General features: G+C 65.1%; 17 protein-coding genes. 3 read left to right on the forward strand and 14 right to left on the reverse strand.

Annotated elements, in window-relative coordinates; translation table 11 throughout:
* Positions 1-107: 107 nt before the first annotated feature.
* Positions 108-2081: an oleate hydratase gene (locus tag RT513_RS06180; protein ID WP_290690432.1), complete on the forward strand. Its 1974-nt coding sequence runs from the start codon at positions 108-110 to the stop codon at positions 2079-2081.
* A gap of 462 nt (positions 2082-2543) precedes the next feature.
* Entirely contained in the window at positions 2544-2681 is a 138-nt protein-coding gene (locus RT513_RS06185; RefSeq protein WP_179209169.1) for a hypothetical protein, read from the forward strand.
* Between the two features lie 339 nt (positions 2682-3020).
* Here RT513_RS06185 and RT513_RS06190 read toward each other — a convergent pair whose 3' ends face one another.
* The 11 genes from RT513_RS06190 to RT513_RS06240 form a co-directional block, all read right to left on the reverse strand.
* Positions 3021-4241 carry an NAD(P)/FAD-dependent oxidoreductase gene (locus RT513_RS06190; RefSeq protein ID WP_290690430.1) on the reverse strand — a complete coding sequence of 407 codons (1221 nt, stop codon included), beginning with the start codon at positions 4239-4241 and terminating at the stop codon, positions 3021-3023.
* On the reverse strand, positions 4238-4558 hold the full coding sequence (locus RT513_RS06195) for a 2Fe-2S iron-sulfur cluster-binding protein (protein ID WP_290690427.1): 321 nt from the start codon (positions 4556-4558) through the stop codon (positions 4238-4240). The genes RT513_RS06190 and RT513_RS06195 overlap by 4 nt, the downstream gene beginning before the upstream one ends.
* A gap of 38 nt (positions 4559-4596) precedes the next feature.
* Positions 4597-5784 (reverse strand): cytochrome P450, encoded by a 1188-nt coding sequence (locus RT513_RS06200; protein ID WP_088215438.1) that lies wholly within the window; start codon positions 5782-5784, stop codon positions 4597-4599.
* Positions 5774-6502: an ABC transporter ATP-binding protein gene (locus RT513_RS06205; RefSeq protein WP_290690424.1), complete on the reverse strand. Its 729-nt coding sequence runs from the start codon at positions 6500-6502 to the stop codon at positions 5774-5776. The genes RT513_RS06200 and RT513_RS06205 overlap by 11 nt, the downstream gene beginning before the upstream one ends.
* Complete coding sequence (locus tag RT513_RS06210) at positions 6495-7244, reverse strand: ABC transporter ATP-binding protein (protein WP_290690422.1); 750 nt, start codon at positions 7242-7244, stop codon at positions 6495-6497. Before RT513_RS06210 ends, RT513_RS06205 begins: the two co-directional genes overlap by 8 nt.
* Entirely contained in the window at positions 7241-8281 is a 1041-nt protein-coding gene (locus RT513_RS06215) for a branched-chain amino acid ABC transporter permease (RefSeq protein ID WP_088215441.1), read from the reverse strand. The genes RT513_RS06210 and RT513_RS06215 overlap by 4 nt, the downstream gene beginning before the upstream one ends.
* A gap of 13 nt (positions 8282-8294) precedes the next feature.
* Positions 8295-9149, reverse strand: coding sequence for a branched-chain amino acid ABC transporter permease (locus RT513_RS06220; RefSeq protein ID WP_290690419.1), 855 nt, complete (start codon positions 9147-9149; stop codon positions 8295-8297).
* A 160-nt stretch (positions 9150-9309) separates the two neighbouring features.
* Complete coding sequence (locus RT513_RS06225) at positions 9310-10488, reverse strand: ABC transporter substrate-binding protein (RefSeq protein ID WP_290690417.1); 1179 nt, start codon at positions 10486-10488, stop codon at positions 9310-9312.
* Between the two features lie 57 nt (positions 10489-10545).
* Positions 10546-11304 (reverse strand): GntR family transcriptional regulator, encoded by a 759-nt coding sequence (locus tag RT513_RS06230; RefSeq protein ID WP_290690414.1) that lies wholly within the window; start codon positions 11302-11304, stop codon positions 10546-10548.
* Between the two features lie 115 nt (positions 11305-11419).
* Positions 11420-12646: a cytochrome P450 gene (locus RT513_RS06235; RefSeq protein ID WP_290690412.1), complete on the reverse strand. Its 1227-nt coding sequence runs from the start codon at positions 12644-12646 to the stop codon at positions 11420-11422.
* Positions 12647-12728: 82 nt separating this feature from the next.
* Positions 12729-13910, reverse strand: a complete 1182-nt coding sequence (locus tag RT513_RS06240) for an ABC transporter substrate-binding protein (RefSeq protein WP_088215446.1) — start codon at positions 13908-13910, stop codon at positions 12729-12731.
* 99 nt (positions 13911-14009) lie between these two features.
* On the opposite strand from RT513_RS06240, the gene RT513_RS06245 reads away from it, so the two are divergent.
* On the forward strand, positions 14010-14960 hold the full coding sequence (locus tag RT513_RS06245) for a LysR family transcriptional regulator (protein WP_088215447.1): 951 nt from the start codon (positions 14010-14012) through the stop codon (positions 14958-14960).
* Positions 14961-15259: 299 nt separating this feature from the next.
* Here the strand turns inward: RT513_RS06245 and RT513_RS06250 are convergent, their stop codons facing one another.
* The 3 genes from RT513_RS06250 to RT513_RS06260 are packed head-to-tail and all read right to left on the reverse strand — an operon-like array spanning position 15260 to position 18554.
* Positions 15260-15895: a 3-oxoacid CoA-transferase subunit B gene (locus RT513_RS06250; RefSeq protein ID WP_290690404.1), complete on the reverse strand. Its 636-nt coding sequence runs from the start codon at positions 15893-15895 to the stop codon at positions 15260-15262.
* Positions 15892-16584 (reverse strand): 3-oxoacid CoA-transferase subunit A, encoded by a 693-nt coding sequence (locus RT513_RS06255; protein WP_088215449.1) that lies wholly within the window; start codon positions 16582-16584, stop codon positions 15892-15894. Before RT513_RS06255 ends, RT513_RS06250 begins: the two co-directional genes overlap by 4 nt.
* Positions 16581-18554 (reverse strand): TRAP transporter permease, encoded by a 1974-nt coding sequence (locus RT513_RS06260; protein WP_290690400.1) that lies wholly within the window; start codon positions 18552-18554, stop codon positions 16581-16583. Before RT513_RS06260 ends, RT513_RS06255 begins: the two co-directional genes overlap by 4 nt.
* Positions 18555-18605: the final 51 nt, after the last annotated feature.

The following is an 18605-nucleotide window of genomic DNA, read 5'->3' on the forward strand; positions in this document are numbered from 1 at the left end:
TGCTTCCCTGCCCGGCGGTGCTGCCCGATGACGCGGCTTGCCCCTCTCCGGTCCGACGCTAAATCCTCCGGGCGCGGGGCTGCCGGGCGGGAATGGTGGAGATGGTCATGACCAACGAGAAATCCGGCCCGCAGCGGCCCCTGTCCGCCCCGGTGGTTGAGGCGGATGTCGGGAAAAGCTACTGGCACAAAGGGCCGCAGGATACCCTGCCGCCCCCGGATTTCGCTGGCCCCTACATGCGCAACCGCCCATTGCCCGTCACGCCGGTCGAAGGACGGAAGGCGTGGATCATCGGCGGCGGCATCGCGGGCATGGCGGCGGCCTTTTACATGATCCGTGACGGGCGCATGAAGGGTGAGGACATCACCATCATCGACACGATGCAGATCGAAGGTGGCTCCCTCGACGGCTCGGGCAATGCAGAGGAAGGCTACCTGATCCGCGGCGGCCGGGAGATGAACTGGACCTATGACAATTTCTGGGACATGTTCCAGGACATTCCCGCGCTGGAATTGCCGGAGCCATACAGCGTTCTGGATGAATACCGGCTGATAAACGACAACGATCCGAACTGGTCCAAGGCCCGTCTCTTGCACAACCGCGGCCAGATCCGCGATTTCTCCACGCTTGGCCTGACACGGGCGCATCAATGGGAACTCCTTCGCCTGCTGCTGAAACGCAAGGAGGAGCTCGACCACATCACCATCGAACAGTATTTCAGCGAGAGCTTCCTTCAGACCAACTTCTGGTTCTTCTGGCGCTCCATGTTCGCCTTCCAGAACTGGCAGAGCCTTCTGGAAGTGAAGCTCTACATGCACCGGTTCCTCGATGCGATCGACGGGCTGGCCGATATGTCGGCCCTGATCTTCCCGAAGTACAATCAGCACGATACGTTCGTGGTGCCGCTTTCCCGTCACCTGCGCGGACTGGGTGTGCAGATCCGCTTTGGCGTCAGCGTGCAGGATCTGGATATGGAGGAGGAGGACGGGCAGCGTCGGGTGACCGCGCTTCGCTGCACCGTGGAGGGTGGGGAGCAGGTCATTCCCGTCGGGCCGAAAGACGTGGTCTTTGCGCTTACCGGCTCCATGACCGATGCCACCGCCTATGGCGATGACGCGACCGCCCCGGAGCTCGAGGCGCGGCCCGGCCTGCCGCCGAAGGGGAGCGACTGGGATCTGTGGCTCAACCTCGCGCGGAAGTCACCGGTCTTCGGCAAGCCGGAAAAGTTCTGCGGCAACATCCCCGGGTCCATGTGGGAATCCGCCACGCTCACCTGCCGGCCCTCGCCGCTCACGGAAAAGCTCAAGCAACTGTCCGTCAACGATCCCTATTCCGGCAAAACGGTGACGGGCGGTGTCATCACCTTCACCGACTCCAACTGGGTGCTGAGCTTCACCTGCAACCGCCAGCCGCATTTTCCCGATCAGCCGAAGGATGTCCTCGTGCTCTGGGTCTATGCCCTGCTGATGGACAAGGACGGCAATCACATCAAGAAGCCGATGCCGCAATGCACCGGACGGGAAGTGCTCGCGGAGCTGTGCTACCATCTCGGCATCGATGACCATATCGACGAGATTGCTGCGGCGACCAAGGTGCGCCTGTCGCTCATGCCCTATATCACCGCGCAGTTCATGCCCCGCGCAGCCGGCGACAGGCCACGCGTTGTGCCGGAGGGATGCACCAATCTCGCCCTGATGGGACAGTTCGTGGAAACCTCGAACGACATCATCTTCACCATGGAAAGTTCGGTCCGCACCGCGCGTATCGGGGTTTATACTCTGCTCGGCCTGCCCAAGATGGTCACCGATATCGACCCGAGCCAATATGACATCCGCAATCTGCTGAAAGCCGCGCGGGCCATCAACAACAACGACCCCTTTCCGGGGGAGCGGCTGCTGCACCGCCTGCTCGACCGGACCTATTACGCCCACATCCTTCCCCCGCTGCCGGATAGGGAAAGCGCTCGGGAGCGGGTTGAGAGCGAGCTGGCGAGCATTCTGGGCAAGGGAAGTGTCGCTGCCGGTCGGCTGGCGACGCTTGCCGAGCAACTGCGCGAGCGCCTCTCCCGCCCTAAGGGTTAGATTTCCCCCTGCGAGAACGCAGGTGTCACGTCCCCCCTCGGGCTTCCGCTTGTCCTTGCAGAGGGACGTCACGGCAGAGCGCTAACTTTGCGAGGTGTGCCGTTCGGTTGGTCTGTCGTCCCGGTAGCGCTTCCGCTTCGGTCGCAACGAGCGACGGCTTTCATCCTTCCGGCCGGGAACTTGAGGGGCTGACAGGTACACGGGTTAACGCCGAAAGGCCGTCACTGTGGATCATCGTGGCTGCACGACCGTCCCCGGCTTCCAATGCCGACGCACCATGCCAGTAGGGACAAGGCGCGCGCCGCTTCCGTCTGCGAATCCGCGACTTGATGTCCGGTGGATGCTCTCCATGGACAGACCCCAAACGCCGGAAGGGAGGATGACGGCGTGCCGTCAAATTCCGATACCCGGGAACATCGCCAGCCGCGAAGGGTTTCTTCCTCGACACAGGGAGATAACGAGATGAAGCACACGACGCGAAAAGGCGCACCTTGCGAACCGCTGCGAGAGCGTCAGGCCGATGCCGGCCAGTCGCAACACCGCGAGCCGATTGATGGAACCGAACAGGCGGATGGCAACAAGCAGGGCTTGTGTGACTGATGGGCTTTCGGGTTGGAGAGGACATGCGTGCTAGCTTGATAGCTAACAAGCCCAGAAAAGTTCTGATGTCTATGTCATTCTGTGACATCGGGGAATTTGTCTCCGAGGCCTCCCAAGCGTTTGGATTGCCTTGTTAATTTCATCAGGTTGCGCAGGCCTAAAATCTTTCTGCAGCAGCGTTCTAACGGGCTGCTGAAAAAGGTTTTTTGGCCTGTGTTGGAGCGCAAATCGTTCGCCATCTGACGAAATCCAGCCGGAAATATATTTCCGGGGTTTTCCGGGCGATTTTCCGATTTCTGACACATAAGCATGACACTTTAGGACTTTTTCAGCAGGCTTCTAACGTGCTGTTGTCCTGAGGGCTTCCTTGAGATCGAAACCAACCTCCTCCAGTTCCTCGCGCGGAGTGCCTATGAGCTTTCGTGCGGCAAGGTGCTGGACGGGGGCATTCACAGTCTCAACGGCGGCAAGCTGCCCTGCCCGGAACAGCAGCATGACCGGTTGATCGGCAGACTGCGGCAGGGACAGAACCTCATCCGCCCCGGCGCCCAGTCCCGCAATCTGAAGCTTGTGCTTGCCCTGATCGCTCCAGAACCACGGCACGGCGGCGTAGTCCCCTGTGGCACCCTTGACGAGGCGGCGGGCGATGTGGCGCGCGTGGTCCACGGCTGCCTGTACAGATTCGAGCCTTACCCGCGCGCCGTCGGTCAGCGGAAAGGCTGCGCAATCCCCGAGCGCCGAGATCGCGGGATCGGCGCTCACCAGCCGCCCATCCACGATCACGCCGTTCTGCACCCCAAGCCCTGCCTCCTCCGCCAGTTCCACGTTCGGGCGCACGCCCGTCGCGGCAAGGATCAGGTCGCCCGCGATGGTGCGTCCATCGGTCAGCCGAACGCCCTGCCCCGTTTCCACCGCCGCCACGCCGGCGCCCAGCAGAACCTCCGTTCCCATTGCCCGGTGAGCCGCCAGAAACCAGTCGGAAAGCGCGGGAGACAGTGCGCGCGCCATCAGCCGGGGCGCCGCCTCCAGCACGGTCACGTCAACCCCGGCCGCCCGCGCCATCGCGGCGAACTCAAGGCCGATGAACCCGCCGCCGATGACGATCGCATGTCGTGTCCGAGCAAGGCGCCCGCGCAGCAGCGCCGCATCGGCGAGCGTGCGCAGCTCCACCGTATCCGGCCCGTCCAGACCCTCCACCGGCGGACGGAACGGGCGCGCACCCGTCGCCAAAACCAGATGGTCATAGGGATGCGCCGCGCCATCCGCCGTATGAACGGTCCGGACATCCCGGTCGATCCTGCTCGCCCGGGTGCGGTCGATCAGCGTGAGAGCCGAGCGCGCGTAGAATCCGGCGGGCTTCAGCAGCAGCCGCTCCGCATCCCCGTCGGCCATGTAGGCCTTGGAAAGCGGCGGGCGTTGATAGGGCAGGCCCGGCTCCTCACCGATCAGCGTGACGGACCCCGCAAACCCCTCCTGACGCAGGCTCGCGGCAAGCTGGAAGCCGCCCTGCCCCGTGCCGACCACCACCACCCGCGCGTCGGGAGGGAGCGGCGCCGTCATATCTGTGCCTCCGGCAGATGGATGACGAGCCCGTCCAGCTCCTCCCGCATCCTGATCTGGCAGGAAAGGCGGCTCGTCGGTTTCACTTCGGAGGCGGCGCAGTCGAGCAGGTCATCCTCCCCCTCCCCCCGGCCGCCGGTGGCATCGGCCCAGGCATCGTCAACGTAGCAATGGCAGGTCGCGCACATCATGGATCCGCCGCATTCGCCTATGATGCCATCCACGTCATTGGCGACGGCGGCCTGCATGACGCTGTCGCCGGGGCGGGCATCGACCTGCGTTTCGGTGCCGTCGGCGGCGATATAGGTGATCTTCATGGGGTTGCTCCTCGGAAGCGTCCGGCACGGGGCCGGGGTCAGTTCAGAATGACGGGAAGGTTGATCGGGCCGCGGAAGCCGAAGCCCCGCCATTGCACGACCTCCGGGTCCGGCAGCGTGATGCCGGGGAAGCGCTCGAACAGCATTTCCAGCATCACCGCGCCCACCGTCCGGCGCGAGATATGCACGCCCCCGCAGTGATGCGGGCCGGAGCCGAAGGCCTGATGCGGGTTCTTTGCGCGGAAGACATCGAAGCGCTCGGGGTGATCGTAGAGATCCTCGTCATGGTTGGCGGAAGCCTGGATGGTCATCACCGTGTCGCCCTTCGGGATCAGGCAACCGCGGATTTCCACATCCTCCATCACCAGCCGGGAGGAGGCCTGGATCGGGGCGACCCAGCGCACGCCCTCCTCGAAGGCCTGTCCCCATTTGCCGGTGCGGCGGACCTCCTCCAACTGCCCGGGCTCGGTCAGCAGGCCATAGACGATGGTGGAGAGCGCATCGCGGGGCTCATTGATGCCGCCGCCGATGGCGATCTTGATATTGGCATAGATCTGCGCCATCGGGATCGGGTTTTCCGCGTTCACCATGACGGACAACGCCGAGCGGTCCGGCGTGGCGCGCACCCGCTCGACGCAACGGTCGAAGAGCGCATTCATCTCCAGATTGGCCCGGTCGGAGACGGCGAAGGGTTCGGGCCGCCAGCCGAAGTTCCCGGCCCCGTCGATCAGCGCCTGACTCCAGAAGATCATCTCCTCGTCCGTCGCTTCCGGGATGCCGAGGATATGGGCAAGGATCCGGGCGGCCAGCGGGCCTGAGATCAGCTTGTGGAAATCCACGATCTCGCCCTTCGGCAGCCGGTCGAGGTATTGGGCCGCGAACTGACGGTAGAGCGGCTGCCAGACCTCCTGAATGGTCTTGGGCATGAGGGCGGAGGCCATCGCCATCCGCTCCGCCAGATGCTCCGGCCCGTCCTTTCGCATCAGGGTATGGGCCTGAAACGCCGGTTTCATCGGCGTGTTGGGATCGTTGGAGGAGAAGATCTCCGGCGTGTCCTTGACGTATTTCGTATCCGTGGCCTTGGTCAGAAAGGTCCGTCCCGCCGCCTTCACCCGTATCACCGGGGCCTCCCGGCGCAGGCGGTGGTAGATCGGATAGGGGTCGAGGTGAAGCTGATCGAGGGTGATCGTCTCGTCCAGCGGGGCGAGCGTGGCGTCAACTTGCATGGACGGCTCCTTGTTTGGCGATGACGCCGAGATGGGTTTCGAGCGCGGTCGCATCCGCGAGCAGGGCGGCGCTGCGCCCTTCGTGCACGATCCGGCCCCGGTCGAGGATCACGGCGCGATCGGTGACGCCGAGGATCTTGCGGGCGTGCTGCTCCACGATGATCGTGGCCATTCCCTCCTCCCGGATGATCCGGCGGATGGAGGCCAGCAGGTGCTCCACGATGATCGGGGCCAGACCTTCGGTGGGTTCGTCCAGCAGCAGGACGCGCGGGTTCAGCATCAGCGCGCGGCCCACGGCGAGCATCTGCTGCTCTCCGCCCGAAAGCTGGTTGCCCATGTTGGTCCGCCGCTCCGCCAGCCGGGGGAACATCTCATAGACCCGCTCCAGCGTCCATTTTCCGGGCCGCGCGGTGGCGGTCAGGTTCTCCTCCACCGTCAGGGACCGGAAGATGTTGCGCTCCTGCGGCACCCAGCCGATCCCGGCGGCGGCGCGGGCCTCCGGTGCGGCGCGGGTGAGGTCGGTTCCCCCCAGCATCACGGTGCCGCCGAACCGGCGGGTCACGCCGATGATGCTGTCGAGAAGCGTGGTCTTGCCCACGCCGTTGCGGCCCAGCACGGCCAGCGCCTCGCCTTCGTTGAGCACGAGCGACAGATTGCGGATCACCACCGCGTCGCCATAGCCGGTCGTCAGATCGCCGAGTTTCAGCAGATCAGTCATGATCGCCTCCCAGATAGACGTCGCGGACGCGGGGATCGCCCATCACCTCCTCCGGCGTGCCGTCAGCGAACAGCGCGCCGTTCACCAGCACGGAAATCCGGTCGGCAAAGGAGAATACGAGGTCCATGTCATGCTCGATCAGCAGGATGGACACGTCCTTCGGCAGCGCCGCCAGCGTGTCGAGCAACTCCTGCCGCTCCGCCTCCGGCACGCCCGCGGCGGGCTCGTCCAGCAAGAGGACGCGCGGGTTCCCGGCAAGGGCTACCGCGATCTCCAGCAGGCGCTGCTTGCCGTAGGGAAGGTTGCGGGTCTGGTGGTCCATGACTTCCGTCAGGCGGAACCGCTCGCAGAGTTCCACGATCTCGGCCACGATATCCTTGCGGGAGCCAAGGCTCCGCCAGAAGTCGCCGCCGCCGCCCATCCGCTCCGAGACGGCGAGACCGATGGATTCGACAGGTGTCATCGCGGCAAAGAGCTGGTTGATCTGGAACGTCCGGCCAAGGCCCCGGCGCGCCCGCTGCTGTTGCGACAGGCGGGTGACATCGGCGCCCTCCAGCAGGACCTGCCCCTCATTCGCGGGCAGAACGCCGGTCAGCAGGTTGATGAAGGTGGTCTTGCCCGCGCCGTTCGGACCGATCAGGGCGTGGCGCGCCCCATGGGCGAGCGTGAAGGTCACGTTGTCGGTCGCCGTCAGCCCGCCGAAGCGCTTCTGAAGGCCGACGGTCTGCAATGCCGCGCTCATTTGCCCCCCCGGATCCGGGTCCAGAGTGCGCGCGGCGCGGCATTGATCCGCTCCCGCCCGATCAGGACGATGACGACGAGGATGAGGCCGATCCAGAACATCCAGTATTGCGGGGTGAGGTTGGACAGCACGTCCTGCAACAGCTTGAACACCACCGCACCGATCAGACCGCCGTAAAGGTATCCGACCCCGCCCAGCACCAGCACCAAGAGCACATCCGCCGAGCGGTGGAAGGCCAGAACGTCGAGGGAGACAAACATCGTGGTCTGCGTGAGCAACCCGCCCGCGATACCCGCGATGAAGGCGGAGAAGGTATAGATCGCCACCAGCCGCTTGCCGACGGGAATGCCGATGGTGGCAGAGCGCAGCGTGTTGTCCCGGATCGCCCGGAGCGACAGGCCATAGGGCGATGTGACCACCCGCCGCGCGACGAGGAACAGAACGAAGGTGACGATCAGACAATAGGCATAGGCCGTCGTGCCCATCAGATCGAACTCGAAACGGCCCAGAAGCGGGTCGATCCACACGCCCTGCAGCCCGTCGGCGCCGCCGGTGAGCCAGGCGGCCTTGTTCGCGGCCTCCAGCAGCAGCATCGCGATGCCGAGGGTGACCATCAGCCGCGTGAGATCGGAGGCACGCAGAAGCAGGAGGGGCGCAGTCGCCAGCCCGAGCAGCGCCGCCGCCACTCCGGCGAGAAGCAGCCCTGTCAGCGGTTCGCCCGTCAGATGCACCGAGACCAGACCGGCCACATAGGCGCCAAGCCCGAAGAAGGCGCCATGCCCGAGCGACACGATACCGGCATAGCCCAGGATCAGGTCGAGCGAGACCGCGAAGAGCCCGAGGATCGCGATTTCGGTAAGCAGGAGATGCTTGTCGGGCAGCAGGAAGAAGCTGGCGGCCGCCAGCGCCCAGAAGATGATCTCGGCGGGCTTCCAGCGGCCCGCCCGGCCAAGGTTCGCGAGTGCACGGGACTCCAGCGCGGCGGAGCCGTGGGCCGGGCCGCGCGCCGTGGCGGCAAGGGTGAGGTCGGTGGCCATGAAGCGTCTCCTTTCAGCGGGCACGGGCGATGAGGCCCTGGGGGCGCCAGATGAGAATGGCGATCATGAGGAGGTAGATGAGGAAGGCCCCGAGCTCCGGCACGTAGTACTTGCCGGCCACATCGGCCACGCCGATCAGCAGCGCCGCAATGAACGGCCCGATCAGGCCCGCCGTCCCGCCGATGGTGACCACGATGAGAAAATAGACCATGTATTTCAGCGGAAATGTCGGATCCATGCCAAGGATTTCCACCGACAGCGCCCCACCGAGACCGGCGAGGCCCGAGCCCACCGCGAATGTGGCCGCGAAGATCGTGCCGACGTTGATGCCAAGCCCGCGGGCCACCCGCTGATCGTCCACCGCCGCGCGGAGCCGGGAGCCGAAGCGGCTGCGCGTCATGACGAGTTGCAGGCCGATGACCATCACCGAGCAGAGCACGATGAGAAACGCGCGATACCGTCCGACCGGAATTCCAAACAGATCGAACCTGCCCTGAAGCCAGGCGGGCAGAGTGATGAGCTGCTGCTGGGAGCCGACGAGATAGTCGGTCGCCGCGACCACCATGAAGACGAGGCCGATGGAGAACAGGACCTGATCGAGGTGGCTGCGCCGGTAGAGCCGCGCGTAGAGCGTCCGCTCCGCCACCGCGCCGACCAGGGCGGGCAGCAGAAAAGCCAGCGGCAGGGTCAGAAGGAACGGCACCCCCCAGCGGTTCATGAAGATCGCGGTGGCATAGCCGCCCATCAGGGCAAAGGCGCCGTGGGCAAGGTTAATGAAGTTCATCAGGCCGAGGGTGACGGACAGGCCCGCAGCGAGGATGAACAGCAGCATCCCATAGGCGATACCGTCGATGAGGATGGTCAGCATGAGCGGATGCTCCGTGGCAAGAGGCGATATCGGGAAGGTGCCGGTCGTCTTGCCGCCCCTCCGGGGCACGCGGCGACCGGCCCGGTGCCTGATGCGGCACCGGGGAGACATCGTTGAGGACGGCGAAGACCTTCCAGAGGGAGGTCAGCTCGGAGAGAGATCAGGAGCCGGTCTTGGCCGGGTCCTTCACCGCCTCGAACGTCTCGAACTCCATGTTCCAAAGCTCGCCATTCTGACGTTCGACCTTGCGCATGTAAACGTTCTGGATGATGTCGCGCGTTTCAGGATCGATGCTGATCGGGCCACGCGGGCTGATCCAGGACAGGCCCTTCATCGCTTCGATCAGGCTGTCGCCATCGGATTTTCCACCCGTCTTTTCCAGCGCCGCATAGATCAGATGCATCCCGTCATACCCGCCCACAGCCATGAAGTTGGGGCGCATTCCGGGGTTCGCTTTGGTAAAGGCCTCGACAAAGGCACGGTTCTCGGCGCTGTCATGCGCGGCGGAATAGTGGAAGCCCGTGATCGCGGCGAGCGCCGGATCGCCCATGCCATTGAGGATATCGTCATCCGTGATCCCGCCATCCGCCAGGAGCCGCACACCGGACTTGTCGAGGCCCCGCTCCACATACTGCTTCATGAAGGGCGCGCCGACGCCGGAGGGCACGAAGACAAAGATCGCGTCCGGCTTGTGGTCTGCCACCTTCTGGAGGAACGGCGAGAAATCCGGGTTCGCCAGCGGCACCCGCAGGGATTCAGCGACAGTGCCGCCCGCCTTGCCGAAGTCCTGCACGAAGGTCTTCTCCGCATCGATACCAGGACCGTAGTCGGAAACGATGGTGACGACGGATTTGATACCTTCCTTCGCCGCCCATTCCGCGATCTTGGAGGTGACCTGCGGCGTGGTGTAGCTTGTCCGCACGACATAGGGCGACTGTTCGGTGATCGAGGACGTGGCAGCCGCCATGACCACGGCCGGAACCTTTGCCCGCGTGGCAAGGGGCGCGGTGGCCATGGCCAGCGGCGTGAGGCCGAAGCCTGCCAGCACCGCCACCTTGTCCTTGACGATCAGCTCCTGCGCAAGGCGTTTGGTCGTGTCGGCCACGCCCGCGTCATCCTTGACCAGAAGTTCAACCTCGCGCCCGTCGGCGGTCGCGCCGTGTTGGGCGATGTAGAGCCTGGCCGCCGCCTCGATCTGCCGCCCCGTGGAGGCGAAGGGACCGGTCATCGGCAGGATCAGCCCGACCTTCAGCGGATCCCCGGCCGCCAGTGCCGGAAGCCCGGCCAGAGCGACGGATGCGCCGAGTATTGCGCCCGCAAGCAGGTTGCGTCGTTTCATTCGTTTCCTCCCCTGTGGCGCGGGCGGGGCTCCCTCCCCGCGCCGCATTGTTCCCGATCAGCCGTAGCGGCGGATCAGGCTTGCTCCCGGCAGACCGTCGAGCGGCATGTGAAGGCGAAGCGCGCGCATCAGGTTGCGGTGCGAAAGCCGCGCATGTTCCCGCAGCAGCGCCTCCACCCGCGCGCCTTCGCGCCCGCGTATCGCCTCCAGCACCGCCCGGTGCTGATCCTGCGCGACGATCAGATGCCGGCGCGCCTGTTCGGAATTCTCATTGAGCTGGACGAGCGCGCTGGCCGAGGCGAAGGGCCGCGCATTGGCCCGCTGCGCCTCCTGCTGGATCAGCGCCGAGCCCGTGGCCGCCACAAGACCCGCGTGGAATTCCGCATTCACGGCGGAATAGCGCATGATCTGGGCCTGACCGAAGACCGGGGCCTCCAGCACCGGGTCGATACCGTCGAGCACGCCGTCCAGATGGCGCAGCACGGCCTCCTCCACCCCCCGCTCGGCCAGAAGCCGGGCGGCGAGACCTTCGATGGCGCCGCGGATCTCGATGGCTTCCGCGATCTCCCGCGGCAGGAAACCCCGGACCGTGAACCCGCCGGAGGCGAGTGGCTCCAGCAGCCCCTCCTCCCGCAACTGCTGGATCGCTGCGCGGATCGGGGTCCGCGACATGCCCAGCCGCTCTGCCAGAAGGACTTCGGTGAACCGTTCGCCGGGGACCATCACGCCCGTTACGATCAGGTCGCGCATCCCCATCACGGCGCGCGACGTTTGCGTGCCGGTCTGCGTGTCAACGGGGATAGCTTCCTGCGTCATGGTGGCTCCTCTGGGTGTATCGGTATACACGAATCCCGATTCGCGCAAATTCATTGCGGTTCAACGGTATTTATATCCACCTAAAGTATGATACACCGTTAATGAGTGTATACACTCAGGCCGGTATCAACCGTAGCGGCAAGGCTGCAAGACCGCGGAGCGTGTTGTTGTAGCTGCGCAGCGGAGCACCCGAAAGTTCGATCCCGGCGCAGCGGCGGGCCAGCGCGGCGAGCACCACCTCCCCCTCCAGCCGGGCCAGAAGCTGCCCCACGCACATATGCACGCCGGAGCCGAAGCCGACATGGCCCGAGGCGCGGCGCCCGAGGTCATAAACCTCCGGCGCCTCCCACCGGCGCGGGTCGCGGTTTGCGGAGGCGAGGAACATGAGCACCTTTGCGCCCTCCGGTATCAGCGCGCCGCCGATCTCCGCCGGGCGCGTCGTGGTGCGGAAGAAGGTCTGCACCGGGCTTTCAAAACGGATACCCTCCTCAAAGGCCGCGCGGGCAAGCGACGGATCATCCCGCAGCCGGGCGAATTCCTCGGGGAAGCGGGCGAGGCAGTAGAGCGCCGCCCCGATGCCGTTCACCGTCGTGTCCAGCCCTGCCGTCAGCAGGGAGCGGCACAGCAGAACGGCCTCCTCCGACGCGATCTCGCCTGTATCGACGGCAGCATGGACAGCGGCTCCGAAACCATCCGGCGACAGGTTCTCCCGCCGGCACTGCTCCGTGACCCATGCGACATGTGGCGCTGCGCGCTCCAGCGCCTCGCGCCGCAGGCGGTTGTCCGGCCCGAAGGCGTTGAAGGCCAGCCCGGCATAGGGCAGCAGATGCTCCCTGCCTTCCCGGCACAGGCCAACGGCATCGGGAAAGACGGAAAGCGGAAACGCCTCCGCCAGATCGATGATCCCGTCGATCCCGCCACGCGCGACCAGGTCCGCGACCAGATAATCGGCAGCGGCGGCGAAATCCTCCTTCAACCGCCGCATCACGACGGGCGAAAGCACCCTTTGCAGCACGGCACGGGCGCGGTCATGCTCCGGCGGATCGGTTTCCAGCACGAGGCTCGGCGGGCGCCAGGGCTTTTCGCGCGCGAAATCCGACAGCCCGACCCCGCGCGACGAGCAGAAGGTCTGCCAGTCGTTCAGCACGGCATGGACCTCCTCGTACCGCGCCACCGCGTAAATGCCATAGCGCGACAGCCACACGAGCGGCCCCGCCTCGCGCAGCGCCTCCTGTGCCGGATAGGGGTCATCGAAATAGGCATGATCGAACGGATCGAGATCGGAGATCGGAAGGCCAACCGGCGCGGCAGCTTCCAAAGGGGTAAGGACGGCGGGGGTCATGGTAGCCTCCTGGCAAAAGGGGGACGGCCGGGGTCATGGCACCCGGCACGGTCTTTAAGCGACACGTCCGGGGCAGGAGCGGTCAGGACGCCGATTTGCCGGGGTCCCGCACGGCCTCATAGGTCTGGAATTCGACGTTCCAGAGTTGCCCATCCTGCTGTTCGACCCTGCGAATATAGACGTTCTGCACGATGTCGCGGGTTTCGGGGTCAATGGAGATCGGCCCGCGCGGACTTTCCCATGCCATTCCCTTCATCGCGGCGATGAGGCTGTCCCCATCCGACTGCCCGCCGGTCTTCTTCAGGGCCTCGGAGAGCAGGTGCATCCCGTCCCAGGCGGCGACCCCCATGAAGGCGGGGCGCGTGCCGGCCTTCGCCTCATAGGCGGCGGCGAATTTTCGGTTCAGATCGCTGTCATGCGCGGCGGAATAGTGAAACCCGGTCAGGATCCCTTCCGCTGGTGGCCCCATGCGCGGCAGGGTTTCGTCATCGGTCACCCCTCCATCGGCAATGAGCCGGATGCCGGATTTGTCCAGCCCCCGCTCCACATACTGCTTCAGCAGCGGCGCGCCGACTCCCGACGGGACAAAGACGAAGAGCGTCTGCGGCTTCAGATCCGCGACTTTCTGCAGGAAGGCGGAAAAGTCCGGGTTTTGCAGCGGCACGCGCAGGCTTTCCAGAACCTTGCCGCCCGCCGCCTCGAACCGTGTCCTGAAGGTCGTCTCCGCATCGACGCCGGGGCCGTAATCCATCACCAGCGTCACCGCGCTCCGGTCGCCCTGCTCCACGACCCAATCGGCGATCTTCGATGTGACCTGTGGCGTGGTGTAGCTGGTCCGCACGATGTAGGGCGATTTCTCCGTCACGACCGAGGTCGCCGCCACCATGACGATCTGCGGCACCTTGGCGCGGGCGGAAATGGGCGCCGCGGCAAGGGCAAGCGGCGTCAGCCCGAAACCCGCCAGCGCCTCCACCTTGTCATGCACGACGAGTTCCTGCGCCAGACGCTTCGTTGCATCGGCCACGGCCCCGTCATCCTTGACGATCAGTTCGATCCGCCGGCCCGCGACTTCCTCTCCATGCTCGGCAAGATAGAGGCGCATTGCGGTCTCGATCTGTTTTCCATAGGGCGCGAACGGACCGGTCATAGGGACGATTACCCCCACCTTCAAAGGCTTCGCCTCGGCCAGAGCCGGGCGCAGTCCGCCTGTCGCGCTCAACGTTGCACCGGCCGCCGCGGCGACCAGAAAGCTGCGTCTGTCCATTTTCCCTCCCTCGCCAGACCTCCTCCGCCCGGCTCTGAAAATGTAGCAGTCACAGCTAAATCTACTTAGCGAATTCGTTTAATTTTGATTATTTAAATCATGAATTATCGTGAGATCGACCTGAACCTCCTGATGGTGCTTGATGCGCTTTATGAAGAAGGCAGCGTCACCGCCGCCGCTGTGCGACTGAAAACCAGCCAGCCCACGGTAAGCTTCGGGCTGAACAAACTGCGTGCGTCTCTGGGCGATGAGCTTTTCGTACGCGATGGCTCTGGCATGCGGCCCACCCCCTTCGCCCAGCAGATCGAGGAGCCGGTGCGACGGATCCTCGGTATCGTGCGGCAGGATCTTCTCCGCCAGCGGGGCTTCGAGCCGGCAACCGCGCAACGCAGCTTCGCCTTTTCGACCTCCGACATCGGGGAGCTGGTCTTCCTGCCCGAAATCATCGCCAGATTGCGCAGCGAGGCGCCGGGCGTCACGCTTCGTTGTCTCTCCCTGCCGCCCGACGAGTTGCAGGAGGCGCTGGCCGAAGGCATCGTGGACATCGCCCTCGGTTACTTTCCCGATCTGCAGGGCGCGCTCATCTATCAGCAGAAGCTCTTCGAGCATCCCTTCACCTGCGTCGTGCGCGAAGGCCACCCGGTGATCGGAGACAGTCTGACGCTGGAGCAGTTCGCCTCCCTCGAACACGCGGTGGTCGAGCAGAAGGGCCGCAGCCAGGAAATTGCCGAGCGCCGCATGGCTGAGCTGGGGATCGAGCGGCGCATCATCCTGCGCTCGCCGCATTTCATGTCCATCCCGCTGCTGGTGGCCTCATCCGACCTGATCTCCGTCGTCCCGCTTGCCGTCGGGCGGGCCTATGGCCGGATCGCGCCGCTGAAGCTCGTCCCACCGCCGTTCGACATCCCGGTCATCGAACTCAAGCAGTTCTGGCACCGTCGGCTGCATGCCGATCCGGGTGTCGTATGGATGCGCGGGCTGATCGCCCGGCTGTATCTGAATCGCGACCCCTCGACAGATATGAAATCTCCGATCTTCAGCCTGGGATGAAGCCGCAGGCCAATGGAAGCGTCTCTTGACCGCTGGCGCCAGCTGGGGGCGCTTCGCCAGCGGCGGTCGCGACGCTGCGGGGGGTGCTGTGCTTCACGCACGAAGCACCCACCGACGCCCTCGGCCCGCTGGCGGGAGGGCGGGCCGGTCTTGCGGGTGCGCCGAGCCTCCGCGCATATCCGCGGTTGACGGCGCCCTCACCGGGGGAGGCCGGAACCGGGGCGACCGGTGGATCGCCTCAGACGGTCGCCGAACCCCGGCAGTTGCAGACCGGCAGAAGCGCCCCGTTAGAATAGCCCTCAGCCATACAGTTTCGCGCCGGTGAACTCCTGAACTTCCGCCCTGCTGTTGCCGGGAGCAAGCTCGATGATCCCAAAGCCTTCGGGTAGAACTTCCAGCACCGCAAGGTCGGTATAGACCCGCGACACAACGCCCAGCCCGGTGAGAGGATAGGTGCATCGCTCCAGCAGCTTCGGGGCACCGGCACGGTCCACATGCCGCATGATGACGTAGATGTTCGGCACCCCGACAACGAGGTCCATCGCGCCGCCGACCGCAGGCGGAAAGCTCTGGTCAAGCGTCGCCCAGTTGGCCAGATCGCCATTCTGCGCCACCTGATAGGCGCCCAGAACCGCGATATCCAGATGTCCGCCCCGCATCATGGCAAAGCTGGTGGAATGGTCGAAAAAGGCCGAGCCGGGGATCGTGCTGACGAACTTCTTCGAGGCGTCGATCAGGTCGGGATCCTCCATGCCCGGTGCAGGCTGCGGCCCGACTCCAAGCAGGCCGTTTTCGGTCTGGTACATCACCTCGCGCCCCTCCGGCACGAAATGCGCCACGCGGTTGGGCATGCCGATCCCGAGGTTCACATAGGCCCCGTCGGGGATGTCCTGCGCCAGACGGCGCGCGATATCGTTGTCGGACAGCCGGTTCATGCCTGCACCCCGCCCTGGACTCCGCCCTGCGCCATACCGGCGGTGACCGAGGAGACGAAGATACCGGGCGTCACCACGGTTTCGGGCGGCAACGGTTCGTCCAGCACCTCGCGCGCCTCGACGATCGTGTGACGGGCGGCCATTGCCATGAGCGGGTTGAAGTTCCGCGCCGTCGCCCGGTAGCGCAGGTTGCCCCAGCGGTCTGCGGCATCCGCGCGGATCAGCGCGAAATCGGCCGAAAGCGGCGTCTCGAACACGTGGCCCTTGCCGTCGATCATCCTGACCTCCTTGCCCTCGGCCAGCAGGGTGCCATAGCCCGTGGGCGTGAAGAAGCCGCCCAGACCGGCCCCCGCCGTGCGGATACGTTCCGCCAATGTGCCCTGGGGAACGATCTCCAGCGCCACCTCCCCCGCCTCGTACCTCCGTTCGAACCAGATCGACCCGGGAGAGCGGGGATAGGAACAGATCACCTTGGCCACCCGGCCTTCCTTCAGCAACGCCGAGATGCCCTCCTCGCCGGCCCCGGCATTGTTGGAGATCAGCGTGAGGTCCCGCGCGCCATTCTCCACAAGCGCCTCGATGAGTCCGAAGGGGACCCCGGCGGAGCCGAAGCCGCCGATCATCACCGAAGCGCCGTCCTGTATCGCTGCCACGGCGACATCCAGACCAGGAACACGTTTATCGATCATTCGCCCGGCTCCACCATTGCCACTGTCATCTTCTCCCGGCCAAGGGGCCGCATCACCGTCATTGCCACGACGCCCGCCACCATCAGGAAACCCAGTATCATCGAATAGAACTCCGGCAACAGTATGAGGATGCCTGCCACCCCGAGCGCAACTCGCGCAAGAGGGCGCAGCCGTCCGGCGCGGTAGAGCCAGCCTTCCATCGCGGCAGTCATGGCCCAGATGGCGATCACGCTGAGGCAGACGGATCTGGCGATCGCCAGCGCCCCGCCCTGCATGATCAATCCCGTGTCGTACACAAAGATGAACGGCAGGATGAACAGGATGCCGCCAAGGCGCATGGAGTAGAAGCCGGTCTTCATCGCCGGTGCCTTGGCGATATTCGCAGCCGTAATCGCCGCAAGCGCTACCGGCGGGGTGATGTAGCTCAGCATGCCCCAGTAAAGGATGAACAGGTGGCTGGCGAGCGGGTCCATCCCGGCCGCGATAAGCGCGGGCGCAAGCAGGATCGACAGGAAGATGTAGCAGGCGCTCACCGTCATGCCCATGCCGAGGATGAAGCTGGTCGCCGCCCCGGCGATCAGCATCAGCGGCACGCTGCCGTTGGCGTAGAGCAGTAGCTCCCGCGAGAAGGCTCCCGCCACGCCGCTGTAGGACAGCCCGCCCACGATCAGCCCGATACCTGCGAGCACGGCCACCAACGCTGCAATCCCGCTGGTGATATCAAAAAGCAGCAGCTTGGCGCGGGCCAGCGTGATCCTTGTCCGCTTGCGGAAGGCGGTGGCGATCAGAAGCACCGCCGAGGCCGCGTAGGGCGAATAGACCTCCTGCCGCAGACCCATGAGCACATAGATCAGCACGACCAAAGCCAGCAGATAGGGCCAGCCGCGCAGGAGCGTCGGGCCGAGCTTCGGGATCTCGCCCTCCGCCGCGCCTTTCAGCCCGTGACGCGCGGCATACATGTCCACCTGAAAAAGCAGCGCGAGATAGAAGAGCACCGCGGGGATCAGCGCCGCCATGGCGATATCGGCATAGGGCACACCGAGAAACGATGCCATGATGAAGGCCACCGTTCCCATGACGGGCGGCATCAGCGTGGCTCCGGTGGAAGCGCAGCTTTCGATCGCCGCGGCATAGACCGCCGGGTATCCCGTCTTTTTCATGGTCGGGATGGAGAACGGGCCGATCGTGAGGATATTGGAAATCACGCTGCCGGAAAGGGATCCCAGAATCCCGCTGCCCAACACCGCGACCTTGGCCGGGCCGCCCCGGCTCCGCCCGAGCAGCGCTGCGGCGAGATCCATGAAGAACTCCGACCCCCGGGTCACCGTCAGAACGGAGCCGAAGATCACGAAGCCGATCACCAGCTCCGCCACCACCTGCATGGGAATGCCGATGATGCTTTCCACCCCCATGGCATGGACGCGGAAGGTACCCATCAGGCTGTACTCCGTCCCCCACAGGAAGCCCGGCATGTAGTCGGCGAATATAGGATAGGCACCGAAGAACAATGCCGTCCCGAGCAGGATCAACCCCCCCGCCCGGCGCACGCCCTCCAGCGCCACCAGCACCAGCCCGACGGAGGCGAGGTTCGCGGCCAGCGGCGCCTCGAACTCCCAGCCATTGGTGATGATCTGCAGGCCGTTCATGCCCAGATAGGCGCCGCAGGCCAGCGTGATCGCAACAAGCACCCAATCATACCATCGGGTCGCGGTGTCGCCTTTTCGGGCAGGGGTGACGATGAACGCGACCGACAGGAAGATGCCGATCAGATAATAGAGATAGCTGTTCCCCAGCGGCTGAAAGCCGAAGAGGTTGAGCAGGAATACCTGGTTGACCGCCATGACGAGGCCCACCGCACCCAGCACCATCGCCACGATCCGTGCCCACCCACCTGGCCGGGTATTTCCGCTTTCGGCGATTTCGATGCTGTGGTGCGGGGTCTGCTCCGGCGCTTCGCTTTGTCTGGGCATGCGAACTCTCCTGCGAGGGGAACCACGGCGGCGCGTAACGGGGACGCGCCG

Origin of the sequence: Haematobacter sp. (genome assembly GCF_032102465.1) — a bacterium.
Lineage (GTDB): Bacteria > Pseudomonadota > Alphaproteobacteria > Rhodobacterales > Rhodobacteraceae > Haematobacter.